The 14,584-nt window shown below is 71.0% G+C and carries 2 protein-coding genes; one reads left to right on the top strand and one right to left on the bottom strand.

Annotated elements, in window-relative coordinates:
• Positions 1-19: 19 nt before the first annotated feature.
• The gene (locus tag ACFFQA_RS36090) at positions 20-13,147 is read right to left on the bottom strand and encodes a type I polyketide synthase (protein WP_377862294.1); all 13,128 of its coding nucleotides are present in this window, start codon (positions 13,145-13,147) and stop codon (positions 20-22) included.
• Between the two features lie 556 nt (positions 13,148-13,703).
• Here ACFFQA_RS36090 and rfbA point away from each other — a divergent pair.
• Positions 13,704-14,579 (top strand): glucose-1-phosphate thymidylyltransferase RfbA, encoded by an 876-nt coding sequence (gene rfbA / locus ACFFQA_RS36095; RefSeq protein ID WP_377862295.1) that lies wholly within the window; start codon positions 13,704-13,706, stop codon positions 14,577-14,579.
• Positions 14,580-14,584 lie beyond the last annotated feature (5 nt).

Raw genomic sequence — 14,584 nt, forward strand, 5'->3', positions numbered from 1 at the left:
CGTCGCTCATCGTGGCTCCCTACGACCCCAACTCGTCAATGAACCTGAAGACGTCATCCGCGCTCGCGTCCTCGCTCAATCGGTCATCCACAGTGGACTGACCACCGCCGAGGCGGCTTGCCAGGTCGGCGAACCTGGCCGCGAGCTCGGCGCGCAGCTTCTCGTCGGCCTCGATGCCGGGCAACGCGGACTCGATGCGGTCGAGCTCGGCGAAGACCGACGGCGTCGCCTCGGGCTGCTCCGGCAGCAGCTCACCGCGGACGAACTCCGACAGCGACTGCGGATCCGGGTAATCGAAGATCATCATTGCGCTCAGCCGCAGCCCGACCGCCTTGTGCAGCCGGTCCCGCAGCTCCACGGCCATCAGCGAGTCGAAGCCCAGCTCCTTGAAGGCCCGATCCGCCGCGACCGCGTCGGCCGACGAGTGCCCGAGCACCGCGGCGGCCTGCGCCCGCACCATGTCCAGCAGTTCCCTCGCCTGCTCGGAGCGCGGCAGCCCGGCCAGGTGCTTGGCGAAGTCGAACGCGTCCGGAGCGGGCTCCGGCCGCGCCGCCTCGGCCTGCATCGCGCGCACCTCGGGCAGCTCGTCGAGCACCGGCCGCGCGCTGCCCGCGGTGAAGCCGGGGACGAAGCGCTCCCAGTTCATGTCCGCGACGGCGAGGCACACGTCGTCGTTGTCCAGAGCCACCTTCAGCGACGTCACCGCCAGCTCCGGCGCCATCGGCACCAGGCCGCGGCGGGCCAGGTGCTCCTCGACGCCCTCGCCCCGGATCATGCCGTCGTCGGCCCACGGGCCCCACGCGATGGAGGTCGCGGCCTGCCCCCGTGCCCGGCGTCGTTCGGCGAGGCCGTCCAGGTAGGCGTTGGCCGCCGCATACCCACCCTGTCCACCGCTGCCCCACAAAGCGGCGACAGAGGAGAACAGGATGAAGGCGTCCAGGTCCCGCTCGGCGAACAGCTCGTCCAGGTTCACCGCGCCGATCACCTTGCCCTCGGCCACTTCGGCGACCTCGTCGAGCCCCGTCTCCGCCAACGGAGCGAACCGCACGACACCGGCGGTGTGCACGACAGTCCTAATAGGACCGTCCTCCTCCACCTCCGCGACCAGCGCGGCCAGCTGCTCCTTGTCGGCGGCGTCGCACGCGGCGACGGTCACCCGCGCTCCGAGCTCCTCCAGCTCCGCCACCAGCTCGGCGGCTCCCGGCGCCTCCGCGCCCCGCCGGCTCGTCAGCACCAGGTGCTCGGCCCCGTTGCCCGCCATCCACCGCGCGACATGCCCGCCGAGTCCACCCGTGCCACCCGTCACCAACACCGTCCCCCGCGCACTCCACTCGCCATTCGCGGGCTTATGGACGCTTTCCGGGCTTCCGACAGGTCCATTAGCCCGCGAATGGCGGGGGGTGTCGGCGTGGGTGAGGCGCTGGGCGAAGACGCCGGAGGGGCGGATCGCCAGCTGGTCGTCGTCGGTCGGGGCGGACAGGACGCTGGCGAAGCGGTAGAGCGTGCGCTCGTCGAGGTCCTCGGGCAGGTCGATCAGCGCGCCGAGGCGGTGCGGCTGTTCCAGCCCGAGAACCCGGCCAAGGCCCCAGAGCGTGGCCTGCTGCGGGTTGATCGGCTCGTCGGCTTCGCCGGTCGCCACCGCCCCCGAGGTCGCCAGCCACAGCCGGGCGCGGGCGTCCATGTCGTGCATCGCCTGCACCACACCGATCGTCACCGCGAGGCCGACCGACAGCGAGGGGTGCGCCGGATGCGGCCGCTCGTCCATGCCCAGCAGGGACAGCACGCCGCTGATCGGCTCGACCGCCGTCGCCTCCTTCAGCTTGGCAGCGGCCAGGTCGCGGTCGGAGTCCGCCGCGCCGAGCTCCACAGTGGTCACTCGCGCACCGAAGGTCTCCAGCGTCTTCACCGCGGCGGAGACCGCGTTCCCGGCGATGCCCGGCTCCGGGGTCAGCACGACCCAGGCCCCCGGCAGCGCGGGCTCGTGCTCCTCCGGCTGTGGCCGCCACACCGCGCGGTACCGCCAAGAGTCCACAGTGGACCGGTCTTGGTTGCGGCGGCGCCACGTGGACAGCGCGGGCAGCAGCTCGGAGAGCGGACGATCACCGTCGATGTCCAGGGAGGCGCGCAGCGCGTCGGCGTCGCCGTTCTCCACGATCTCCCAGAACTCCGCGTCGGTCGAGCCCGCGGCGAGCGAGACCTCCTCCTTCGGCGGCTGGTACCAGAACCGCTCGTGCTGGAACGCGTAGGTGGGCAGGTCGATCCAGTGCGCGCCGGTGTCCGCGAAGAACGCCGTCCAGTCCAGTTCGGCTCCGCGCCCGTACAGCTCGGCGACACCAGTGATCAGGGTCCGCGCCTCGGACCTGTTGCGGCGCATGGTGGACGCGGTGACCACCTTGTCGTTGTCGTTGGCGAGGCAGTCCCGCGCGGCGGGCGTGAGGACCGCCTCCGGGCCCAGCTCCAGGTAGCGGGTCACACCGCGCTTCTCCAGGAACCGCACCGCGTCGAGGAACCGAACCTCGTTGCGGACGTGGGTGACCCAGTACTCCGGGTCGGCGGGCTTCGCGATGTCGCCGGTGACCGTGGAGACGATCGGGATGTTCGGCTCCGAGTAGGTCAGCGAGGCGACCACCTCGCGGAACTCCGCGATCATCGGCTCCATCAGCGGCGAGTGGAACGCGTGGGAGACGTTGAGCTGCTTGGTCTTCACTCCCTCTGCGGCGAAGAGCCCGGCGATCTCCAGCGCGACCGCCTCGGTGCCCGCGATCACCGTCGACAGTGGACCGTTGAGCGCGGCGACGCCGACCTGGTCCTCTCGCCCGGCCAGCAGCGGCAGGATCTCGGACTCGGAAGCCTGGATCGAGACCATCGCGCCACCGGCGGGCAGAGCTTGCATCAACCGGCCGCGCGCCGTGACGAGCTTGGCCGCGTCCTCAAGGGACAGGACACCGGCCACGTGCGCGGCGGCGATCTCACCGATCGAGTGCCCTGCCAAGTAGTCCGCTTCGATGCCCCACTCGGAGACCAGGCGGAACAACGCGACCTCGACCGCGAACAGCGCGGGCTGCGTGTAGCCGGTCTGGCCCAGCTCCTCGCCGTCGGCGATCACGTCGGCGATCGGCTTGTCGATGTGCTTGTCCAGCTCTGCGGCGACCTCGTCGAAAGCCTTGGCGTAAGCCGGGAAGGCGTCGTACAACGTCCGCCCCATACCGGCCCGCTGCGCCCCCTGGCCGGTGAACAGGAAAGCCGTCTTGCCCTCGTTCACCACACCCACAGCGGTGTTCGGCGTGGGTTCGCCCTCCGCCAGCGCGGCCAGCGCGGTCAGCAGCTCGTCGCGCTCGGAGCCGATCACCGTGGCCCGGTGCTCGAAGGCGGTACGCGTCGTGGCCAGCGAGTACGCGAGGTCGAGCATGCTCTCCTCACCGGAGGAGACCCGCTGGTGCAGCAGGGAAGCCTGCTCCCGCAACGCCTTCTCCGACCGGGCCGACAGCGTCCACGGCAGCATCGGTAGCTCGCGCCCGGCCACGACCTCGGCAGCGTCGTCGGCGGGCGCCTGCTCGATGATCGCGTGCGCGTTGGTGCCGCTGATCCCGAAGGCGGAGATGCCCGCGAGGCGGGTTCCGTTGCGCTCCGGCCACTCCACCGGCTCGGTCAGCAGCGACACGTCTCCCGCGGACCAGTCCACGTGCGTGGACGGGACCTCGGCGTTGAGGGTCTTCGGCATGATGCCGTGCCGCATCGCGAGCACGAGCTTGATCACGCCCGCGACGCCCGACGCCGCCTGGGTGTGGCCGATGTTGGACTTCAGAGCGCCCAGCCGCACCGGCACGTCGCGGTCCTGGCCGTAGGTGGCCAGCAGCGCCTGCGCCTCGATCGGGTCGCCCAGCACCGTTCCGGTGCCGTGCGCCTCGATGAGGTCCACTTCGGACGGTGCGACGCCCGCGTTGGCCAGCGCCTGCCGGATGACCCGCTGCTGCGAGGGGCCGTTCGGCGCGGCGAGCCCGTTGGACGCGCCGTCCTGGTTGACCGCGGAGCCCTTCACCACCGCGAGCACGCGGTGACCGCGGGCGCGGGCGTCGGAGAGCCGCTCCAGCAACAGCATTCCCGCGCCCTCGGACCAGCTGGTGCCGTCCGCGGCGTCGGAGAACGCCTTGACGTGGCCGTCGCGGGCCAGGCCGCGCTGCCGGGAGAACTCGACGAACAGGCTGGGCATGGACATCACGGTCACGCCACCGGCGAGCGCCAGGTCGCACTCGCCCTGCCGGAGTGCCTGGCACGCAAGGTGAATCGCGACCAGCGAGGACGAGCACGCCGTGTCCAGCGTGATCGACGGGCCCTCGGTGCCGAGGATGTAGGAGATCCGGCCGGACACCACGCTGGCGGCCTTGCCGGTGAGCAGGTAGCCCTCCAGGTCGGCGGGCATCTTCGTCAGGTGCCCGGCGTAGTCCTGGCCGTTGGTGCCGACGTAGACGCCGACCTGCTCCCCGCTGACCGACGACGGGGCGACCCCGCCGCGTTCCAGGGCCTCCCACGCGGTCTCCAGCAGCACCCGCTGCTGCGGGTCCATGGCCAGCGCCTCGCGCGGGCTGATCCCGAAGAACGCCGGGTCGAACTCCCCCGCGTCGTAGAGGAAACCGCCGAGCCGCGAGTAGGTCTTGCCGTGGCTGTCCGGGTTCGGGTCGTAGAGGTCGGCGTCCCAGCCGCGGTCGGTCGGCAGCAGACCCATCGCGTCGCGGCCCTGGGTCAGCATCTCCCACAGCTGCTCCGGCGACCGGACACCACCGGGCAGGCGGCAGCTCATCGACACGATCGCGATCGGGTCGTCGTCCTGGACCACCCTGGTGACCGTCGCCGGGGCGGCGGCCGCCTTGCGCTCGCCGAGAGCCTGGCTCCGCAGGAACTCCGCGAGCACGGCGGGCGTCGGGTAGTCGAAGAGCAAGGTGGTCGGCAGCTTCAGGCCGGAAGCCTCGCTGAGCCGGTTGCGCAGCTCCACTGCGGTCAGCGAGTCGAAGCCGACCTCCTTGAACGCGCGCTTGGGCTCCAGGGCGTCCGGGTCCGGGTGCGCGATGACAGCGGCGGCCTGCGTGCGGACCAGGTCCAGCAGCGCGCGGTCCTGGTCCGCGGGCGACAGACCGGCGAGGCGGTCGGCCAGCGCGGACCCACCGGCGGCGGGCTTGCTGATCGCCGTCGCGGCGTTGCGGCGCTGCGGAACCTTGACCAGGCCGCGCATCAACGGCGACATGGCCGGGTCGCTGATGCGGTTGCGCAGGGTCGCGGTGTCCAGGCGGACCGGCAGCAGCGCCGCGTCCTCGGCACCGGCCGCCGCGTCGAAGAGCGCGAGACCTTCTTCCGAGGCGAGCGGAACGACACCGGACCGCGCCATCCGCTGGACGTCGGCGTCGGTCAGGTGGTCGCTCATCCCGCTGCGCTGCGCCCAGAAACCCCAGCCGAGCGAGACACCGGAGAGGCCGTTGGCCCTGCGGTGCGTGGCGAGGGAGTCCAGGAAGGAGTTGGCCGCCGCGTAGTTCGCCTGCCCGGGGTTGCCGAACGAGGCGACCATCGAGGAGTACAGCGCGAACAGCGGCAGGTCCAGGTCCTTGGTCAGCTCGTGCAGGTTCAGCGCGGCATCGACCTTGGGGCGCAGCACCGTGTCCACCCGCTGCGGGGTGAGCGCGGAGAGGATCCCGTCGTCCAGCACACCCGCCGTGTGCACGACACCGGTGAGCGGGTGCTCCGGGTAGATGGAGTCCAGCAGCACCTCGACCGCGTCCCGGTCCGAGGTGTCGCACGCGGCGAACCGCACCGTGGCGCCGAGTTCGGCCAGCTCCAGCGCGAGCTCGACGGCTCCCTCGGCGACCAGGCCGCGACGGCTGGCCATGAGCAGGTGCTTGACGCCGTGCTCGGTGACCAGGTGGCTGGCCAGCAGCCCGGCGAGCACACCGGTCGCACCGGTGATCAGGACCGTGCCCTCGGGGTCGAGCCCCAGCTTCGCCGGCTTCGCCTCGACCCTGGCGAGCCTCGGCACCAGGAGCTTTCCGCCGCGCAGAGCCACCTGCGGCTCGTGCACCGCCATGACGCGGCGCAGCGCCTGCCGGGACTCGGAGGTGCTCGTGGTGCCGTCCAGGTCGACGATCACGATGCGGCCGGGGTTCTCCGACTGCGCCGACCGCACGAGGCCCCACAGGGACCCACCGGCGAGGTCGGTGACGTCGGCGCCCGGCTCGGTGGCCATCGCGCCCTTGGTGACCAGCAGCAGCCCCGAGTTCTCGAACCGCTCGTCGGCCAGCCAGCTCTGCATCAGCTCCAGCGCGCGGTAGTTCACCGTGCGCACGGAGGTGGCCAGGTCACCGTCGTCGAGCGGGTCCGGTCCGAACTGGACGACCACGACGTCGGGAACGTCGGCACCCGCGTCCACCGCCGCGACCAGATCGTCCAGAGTGGACAGATCCCCGCCCGTGCCGAGCACGGCGTCCAAGCCGAAGCAGTCCGCGCCGATCCGGGACCAGCGGCCACCGGCGGGCTCGGACGGAAGCGGGACCGGCTGCCACGCGGTGCGGAACAGCGCGTCGTCGGCGGGCGAACCCGCGGTGCGCAGCAGGTCGATGTCCAGTGCGGCGAAGCGAACCGAACGCGCGGTCACCACCGGGAGACCGGTCGGGTTGGCCACGGTCATCGAGTACGTGTACTCGCCGGTCGGCACGAGCCGCACGCGCAACGCGGTCGCGGCGGTCGCGTGCACTACAACGCCCTGCCAGCCGACCGCGAGCATCGGCTCACCGGGATCGGCGGGCATGTTGACACCCGCCGCGTGCAGTGCCGCGCCCAGAAGTGCCGGGTGCAGGACGAACTCGGCGGCGTCCGCGTGGTGCTCGGCGTCGATGGCGACCTCGGCGAAGACCTCCTCACCGCGCCGCCACACCGTCCGCAGGCCCTGGAGCGCCGGGCCGCAGCCGAGGCCGCGTGAGGTCAGGTCGGTGTAGACGCCGGTGACGTCAACGGGCTTCGCGTCCGAGGGCGGCCAGCTGGTCATGTCGAAGTCGGGCTGCTCGGCGCCGACCGCCACGACGCCGGTGGCGTGCTGCGTCCACTGCTGGTCGTCGACCTCGACCTCGGTGTCGGGCCGCGAGTAGATGCTGATCCTGCGGCGACCGGAGTCGTCGGGTCCGCCCAGCACGACCTGGACCATGCGCGCGCAGGAGGGCTGCACGACCAGCGGATGGTCCAGCGTCAGCTCTTCGACCTCGTCGCACCCGAGCAGATCCCCCGCGGCGACGGCGAGCTCCACCAGCAGCGACGGCGGCGCGACGACCACGCCCGCGACCTGGTGGTCGGCCAGCCACGGCTCCTCGCGGAGCGAAAGCCTTCCGGTGAACAGGAATCCGTTGCTGGCGGGCAACGCGGTCCCGGTGCCCAGCAGCGGGTGGGCGGTACCGCTGAGACCGGCCGCGCCGAGGTCTCCCGCGGCCTGGGTGCCTTCCAGCCAGTAGCGCTGCCGCTGGAACGGGTAGGTCGGCAGGTCGACGGTCGCGCCGACGCCGAAAGCCTCGGGCCACAGCACGTTCACGCCACGCGCGTAAGCGTCGCCGAGCGAGAGCATCAACCGCGTGCGGTCGCCCTCCTCACGGCGCAGCGTGCCGACGGTGACCGCGTCGGTTCCAGTCGCCTCAATGGTTTCCTGCATCGCCATGGCGAGCATGGGGTGCGGGCTGACCTCGATGAAGGCGGTGTGCCCTGCGGCGAGCAGGGCGCGGGTGGCGCGCTCGAACTCCACCGGCTCGCGCATGTTGCGGTACCAGTAGTCGGTGTCCAGCGCCTCGCTCGCCAGCAGGTCGCCGGTGACCGTGGAGTAGAACGGCACGCTCTTCGACGTGAGCGGCTCGATGCCCGCCAGCTCGGTGTAGAGCTGCTCGCGCAACCCGTCCACCTGCGGCGAGTGCCCGGCGGTGTCGACGCCGGGAACGCGGCGGCACTTCACCCCGAGCTCGGTCAGCTCGGCGGCCAGCGCGTCGAGCGCCTCGACGTCGCCGGAGATGGTCGCCGAGCTGTGGCTGTTGACCGCCGCGACGCCGAGGACCTCGCCCCACTGTTCGAGGTGCGGCCGGATCTCCTCGACGGGCAGCAGGATCGAGAGCATCCCGCCCTTGCCGCTGAGCCGGGACCACGCCTGGCTGCGGCGGGCGATGATGCGGCAGGCCTCGTCCAGGCTGAGTGCGCCCGCGATGAACGCGGCGGCGACCTCGCCCTGCGAGTGGCCGACCACGGCAGCGGGCTGGACGCCGTGCGCCCGCCACAGCTGCGCGAGGCCGGTCATCATCGCGAACAGCACGGGCTGGATGACGTCGATGCGCTCCAAGGACGGCGCGCCGTCCTTCTTGAGCAGAACGTCCACAAGGGACCAGTCGATGTAGGGCCGCAGCGCCTCGTCGCAGGCGAGGACCTGGTTGCGGAAGGACGGGTAGTGCTCCCACAGGTCCAACGCCATGTCGAGCCACTGGGAGCCCTGGCCGGGGAAGACGAAGACGACCTTGCGCCCGTCGGCGCCACCTGCGCGCACCACGGAGGCCGACGGCTCACCGCTGGCCAGCGCGTCCAGGCTCTGCAACAGGCCCTTGCGATCGTCGACGACGACCGCCGCCCGCTGCTCGAAGGAGCTGCGGGTGGTGGCGAGCGACCGGCCGAGGTCGATCAGGTCCAGATCGGGATTTCCGTCCACAAAGGACCGCAGCTGCGCGGCCTGGGCCTTCAGCGCCGCCTCGGACTTGCCGGAGAGCACGAACGGCACCGGGCCGCCGGGCTCCAGGTAGGAGTCCGGCTCCGGGGCGGGCGGCGCCGGCGGCGCCTGCTCGATGATCGCGTGCGCGTTGGTGCCGCTGATGCCGAAGGAGGAGATGGCCGCGCGGCGCGTGCGCTCGCCCTCCGGCCACGGCTGCGCCTCGGTCAGCAGCCGGACGGACCCGCTCTCCCAGTCCACGTGCGGGGTCGGCTCGGTCACGTGCAGCGTCTTCGGCAACGTGTTGTGCCGCATGGCCATGACCATCTTGATGATGCCGCCGACACCGGCTGCGGCCTGGGTGTGCCCGGTGTTGGACTTCAGCGAGCCCAGCCACACCGGGCCCTCGCGGTCCCTGCCGTAGGTGTTGATCAGCGCGTTGGCCTCGATCGGGTCACCGAGCTTGGTGCCGGTGCCGTGCGCCTCCACCGCGTCGATGTCCCCGGCGGTCAGGCCCGCGTTGGCCAGCGCCTGCCGGATGACCTTCTCCTGCGCCAAGCCGTTCGGCGCGGTGAGCCCGTTGGACGCGCCGTCCTGGTTGGTCGCGGTGCCCCGGATGACCGCGAGCACCTGGTGACCGTTGCGCTGCGCGTCGGAGAGCTTCTCCAGCACCAGCATGCCCGCGCCCTCGGCCCAGCCGGTGCCGTCGGCGTCGGCGGAGAACGCGCGGCATCGGCCGGTCGGCGACAGCGCCCGCTGGCGGGTCAGCTCGATGAAGATGCCCGGGTTCGGCATGACCGTGACACCACCGGCCAGCGCCAGCGTGCATTCGCCGTTGCGCAGCGACTGCACGGCCATGTGCACGGCCACCAGCGACGACGAGCACGCGGTGTCCACAGTGACCGCAGGGCCTTCGAGGCCGAGAGTGTAGGCGATGCGGCCGGACGCGACACTGGTCGTCGTGCCGGTGAGCAGGTAGCCCTCGACGCCTTCGCCCGCCTCGTACATGCGGGGGCCGTAGTCCTGCGGCATCGCGCCGATGAACACACCGGCCCGGCTGCCGCGCAACGACTGCGGCGTCAGCCCAGCGCGCTCAAGGGACTCCCACGCGGTCTCCATGAGCACCCGCTGCTGCGGGTCCATCGCCATGGCCTCGCGGGCGGAGATCCCGAAGAACGTCGGGTCGAACTCGTGGGCCTGCCGGAGGAACCCGCCCTCGCGGACGTAGCTCTTGCCGAGCTTGTCGGCGTCCGGGTCGTAGATCGAGTCGATGTCCCAGCCGCGCTCGGCCGGGAACTCCCCGACCAGGTCCCGGCCGCCCGCGAGCACCTCCCACAGCTGCTCCGGCGAGTTCACGTCACCGGGGAAGCGGCAGCCCATCGACACGATCGCGATGGGTTCGCTGTGCGCCACAACCACGTCAGCCGCTTCGTGGTTCTCGGAGTGGCCGAGGATCGCGGCGAGGGTGTGCCGGGCGAGCAGCGTGGGCGTCGGGTAGTTGAACAGCAGCGAGCTGGGCAGCTTCAGCCCGGTGGCGGCGGAAAGCCGGTCCCGCAGCTCCACGGCGGTGAGCGAGTCGAACCCGAGGTCCTTGAACGGCAGGTCCGGGTCGATCGCCTCGGGGTTGGCGTAGCCGAGCACCGCGCCGATGAGCGCCCGCAGCATGTCCAGCGAGATCCGCTGCTGCTCGGCCTCGTCGAGGACGTCGGCGACCTTCTGCCACAGGACCGGGCGGTCCTCGATCTTCGGCTCCTCCGCCAGGACTGCGGTCTCGTCCCCGGTGGGTACGTCGCCGGTCGCGACGACAGCGGCGTCCAGCCAGCAGCGCTGCCGCTGGAACGCGTACTTCGGCAGCTCCACGCGACGAGCCCCGGTGTTGGCGAAGAACGACTTCCAGTCGATCGCGACACCGTTGACGTGCAAGGAGACCAGCGCGCTCAGCGCGGCCTCGTCCTCCGCGCGGTCCTTGCGCAGCAACGGAACGAGGGTGATGCCGTCCGTGTCCCGCAAGGACTCCTTGGCTGCCGCGGTCAGCACGCCGTGCGGGCCGAGCTCCAGGTAGCGGGTGACCCCGTTGGCTTCGAGGTGGTGGACGCTGTCCAGGAACCGCACGGTGTCGCGCACGTGCTGGACCCAGTACTCGGCGGTGAACTCTTCGACCTCGCCGGCCGACACGACGGGAATGCTCGGCGCGGAGTACGTGATCGACGCGGCGACCTCGTGGAACTCGGCGAGCATCGGCTCCATCAGCGGCGAGTGGAACGCGTGGGAGACCGTCAGCCGCCTGGTCTTCACGCCCCGCTCGCCGAACTCGGCGGCGACCCGGAGGACGCTGTCCTCGTCACCGGCGATGACCGTCGACTGTGGACCGTTGAGGGCCGCGACGCTGACGTGCTCCTCGCGCCCTTCCAGCAGCGGCAGGACGTCGGCCTCGGAAGCCTGGATCGACACCATGGCGCCGCCAGTCGGTAGCGCCTGCATCAGCCGGCCGCGCGCGGCGACGAGCTTGACGGCGTCCGGCAGGGAAAGGACACCGGCAACGTGCGCCGCGGCGATCTCACCGATCGAGTGCCCCGCCAGGTAGTCCGGCCGCACACCCCAACTCTCCACGAGGCGGAACAGCGCGACCTCGACCGCGAACAGCGCGGGCTGGGTGTACGCGGTCTGGTCGAGCTCCGCGCCGTCGGCGATCACCGACGCGAGCGGCTTCACCAGGAGCTTGTCGAACTCAGCGGCGATCTCGTCGAAAGCCGTTGCGAAGACCGGGAAGTTCGCGTGCAGCTCGCGGCCCATACCGAGACGCTGAGCGCCCTGCCCGGTGAACAGGAACGCGGTCTTGCCCTCACCGGCACGCCCCTCAACGAGACCCGCTCCCGGCATCCCGTCGGCGTAGGCCCGCAGTCCACGGAGCAGCTCGTCGCGATCCCGACCGACAACACCGATCCGGTGGGTCAGCGCGGCGCGCGTCGTGGCGAGCGAGTTGGCGACGTCCAAAGCGGACAGATCGCTGTTCTCATCCACATAGGACAGAAGACGGGTCGCCTGCGCACGGAGAGCCTGCTGCGACTTGGCGGAGAGCAACCACGGCTGGACACTCGGCGCGGCTCCGGTCTCGGCCGCTTCGCGCTGGGGCGCTTCAGTGAGGACGATGTGGCAGTTGGTGCCGCCCATGCCGAAGGAGGAGACACCGGCGACGATGTCCTCGCGCGGCCACTCGCTCAGCTCGGTCTGCACCCGCAGGTTCAGCCCGTCCAGGTCGATGTCGGGGTTGGGCGTCTCGAAGTTCAGGCTCGGCGGCAGCTCACGGTTGCGCACCGCCAGCGCCGCCTTGATCAGACCGGTGACACCGGCCGCGCCTTCGAGGTGACCGACGTTGGTCTTGGCCGAACCCACCAGCAGCGGCGCGTCGGCCGATCGGGCGGCACCGAGGACCGCACCGAGCGCACCGGCCTCGACCGGGTCACCGACGCGGGTGCCGGTCCCGTGCAGCTCGACGTACTGGACGGCGGACGGGTCGACACCGGCGCGCCGGTAGGCCGCCCGCAGCAGCTCTTCCTGGCCTGCGCGGTCCGGCGTGGTGAGCGTGTCGCCACCGCCGTCGTTGTTGACCGCGCCACCGGCGACGACGCAGTAGATCGGGTCACCGTCGGCCAGCGCCGCGCTCAGCGGCTTCAGCACGACGACACCGCCGCCCTCACCACGGACATAGCCGTTGGCGCGGGCGTCGAAGGTGTAGCAGCGGCCGTCCGGTGACAGCGCGCCGAACGCGGCGGCGCCGAGCGTGCTCTCCGGCGCCAGGTTCAGGTTGACACCTCCGGCGATGGCGATGTCCGCCTCACCGTTGCGAATGCTCTCGCACGCCAGGTGCACGGCGACCAGCGATGACGACTGTCCACTGTCGACAACCATGCTCGGCCCGCGCAGACCGAGCAGGTAGGACACCCGGTTGGCGATCAGGCCGCGGTTGAGCCCGGTCAGCGTGTGCTGGCCGATCGCCCCGGCCCCCGCGCGGTGCAGCAGGGTCGCGTAGTCGTCGCCGATCGCGCCGACGAAGACACCGGCCCGCCGCCCGGCGAGCGCGTCCGCCGGGACTCCCGCGTCCTCCAACGCCTCCCAGCTCAGCTCCAGCGCGAGCCGCTGCTGCGGGTCCATCGCCGCGGCCTCCCGCGGCGAGATGCCGAAGAAGGCGGGGTCGAAGCGGTCCACGTCGGCGAGGGTCCCCGACCGGCGCGGGGCGCCGGTGCCCGGCCCGGTCGCGTCCTCGCCGAGCCCCCACCGTCCCGCGGGCGTCTCGGTGATCGCGTCGGCACCGGCGCGCAGCAGCCCCCAGAACGCGCTCGGGTCACCCGCCTGTGGCAACCGGCACGCGATGCCGACGATGGCAATGCCCTCGAATCCCTTGCCGGTCCGGGTCTGGTCCTTCGCGCCTTCAGCCACCATCGCCCCTAGTCCCCACATACTCGGTCGATCGAGAAGGAGAACAACCTCGGTGTTGTCCCGCCCTACGCCCTAAAGCGAGACTCGTATCAAGAAAACTGATTCGCCCAGCAGTTGTTGTTCACAGTTGTGTGTCCACGCGCGGTTGAGTCTGAAACTAACTGCCGCCCCACCCCTAGCAACAACCCCTAACGTTCCGCCTGACAGGCGATCGACACACCTCGCGACGAGGGAAAAGGTTCTGAACACGATCCACCGGACGGTGGACCCGAAAGGGCGCGACAAGCCGCCGTTCGGAGCAATCTCGAACGCCACCGGAAATGCCTCGCTTTACCTCGGTTCAGGAGCGGTGAATCGGGTGTTTCACGACCTCACAGGGGCTGTGAAAATACGCCGTCCACCCGGGCCGGGACGGAAAAGTCCGGTCAAGTACCCACCCCTGACCCTTCCGGGCGCGGCCCCTTAATTCGTGGAAGAGCCTGGCCCGCCGCCCGGCCTCCGACATAGCTTGCTGGCGGGGCCGCGCTGACGGGCAGCCGAACCCCGGGAGGTGCTCACCGTGAAGGGAATCGTGCTGGCCGGAGGGTCGGGCACCCGCCTGCACCCGGTGACGCTGTCGGTGTCCAAGCAGCTGTTGCCGGTCTACGACAAGCCGATGATCTACTACCCGCTGTCCGTGCTGATGCTGTCCAACATCCGGGACATCCTGCTCATCTCCACCCCGCAGGACCTTCCGCTGTTCCAGCGGTTGCTCGGCGACGGCGCGCAGCTCGGGCTCACCATCACCTACGCCGAGCAGGCCGAGCCGCGCGGGCTCGCCGACGCGTTCGTCATCGGCGCCGACCACGTCGGCGACGACACCGCGGCGTTGATCCTCGGCGACAACATCTTCCACGGCCAGCGGTTCTCCGAGATCCTGGAGGTGACCGCGAAGGACGTGCGTGGCTGCGTGCTCTTCGGCTACCCCGTGCAGGACCCGCACCGCTACGGCGTCGGCGAGACCGACGCCACCGGCAGGCTGATCTCCATCGAGGAGAAGCCGGAGAACCCGCGCTCCAACCGCGCGATCACCGGTCTGTACTTCTACGACAACGACGTGGTGGACATCGCCAAGAACATCCGGCCCTCCGCGCGAGGGGAGCTGGAGATCACCGACGTGAACCGGGTCTACCTGGAACGCGGTGACGCGAGACTGATCGACCTCGGCCGCGGATTCGCCTGGCTGGACACCGGAACCCACGACTCGCTGCTGCAGGCGGGCCAGTACCTCGCGACGCTGGAGAACCGGCAGGGCGTGCGCATCGCGTGCCTTGAGGAGATCGCGCTGCGCATGGGTTTCATCGACGCCGACGCGTGCCACGCGCTCGGCGAGAAGCTGGCGAAGACCGGATACGGCCGCTACATCATGGACGTGGCAAGGGAATTCCGGAGCTAGAAGGG

Origin of the sequence: Allokutzneria oryzae (assembly GCF_042429765.1) — a bacterium.
In the GTDB taxonomy this organism is placed as follows: domain Bacteria; phylum Actinomycetota; class Actinomycetes; order Mycobacteriales; family Pseudonocardiaceae; genus Allokutzneria; species Allokutzneria oryzae.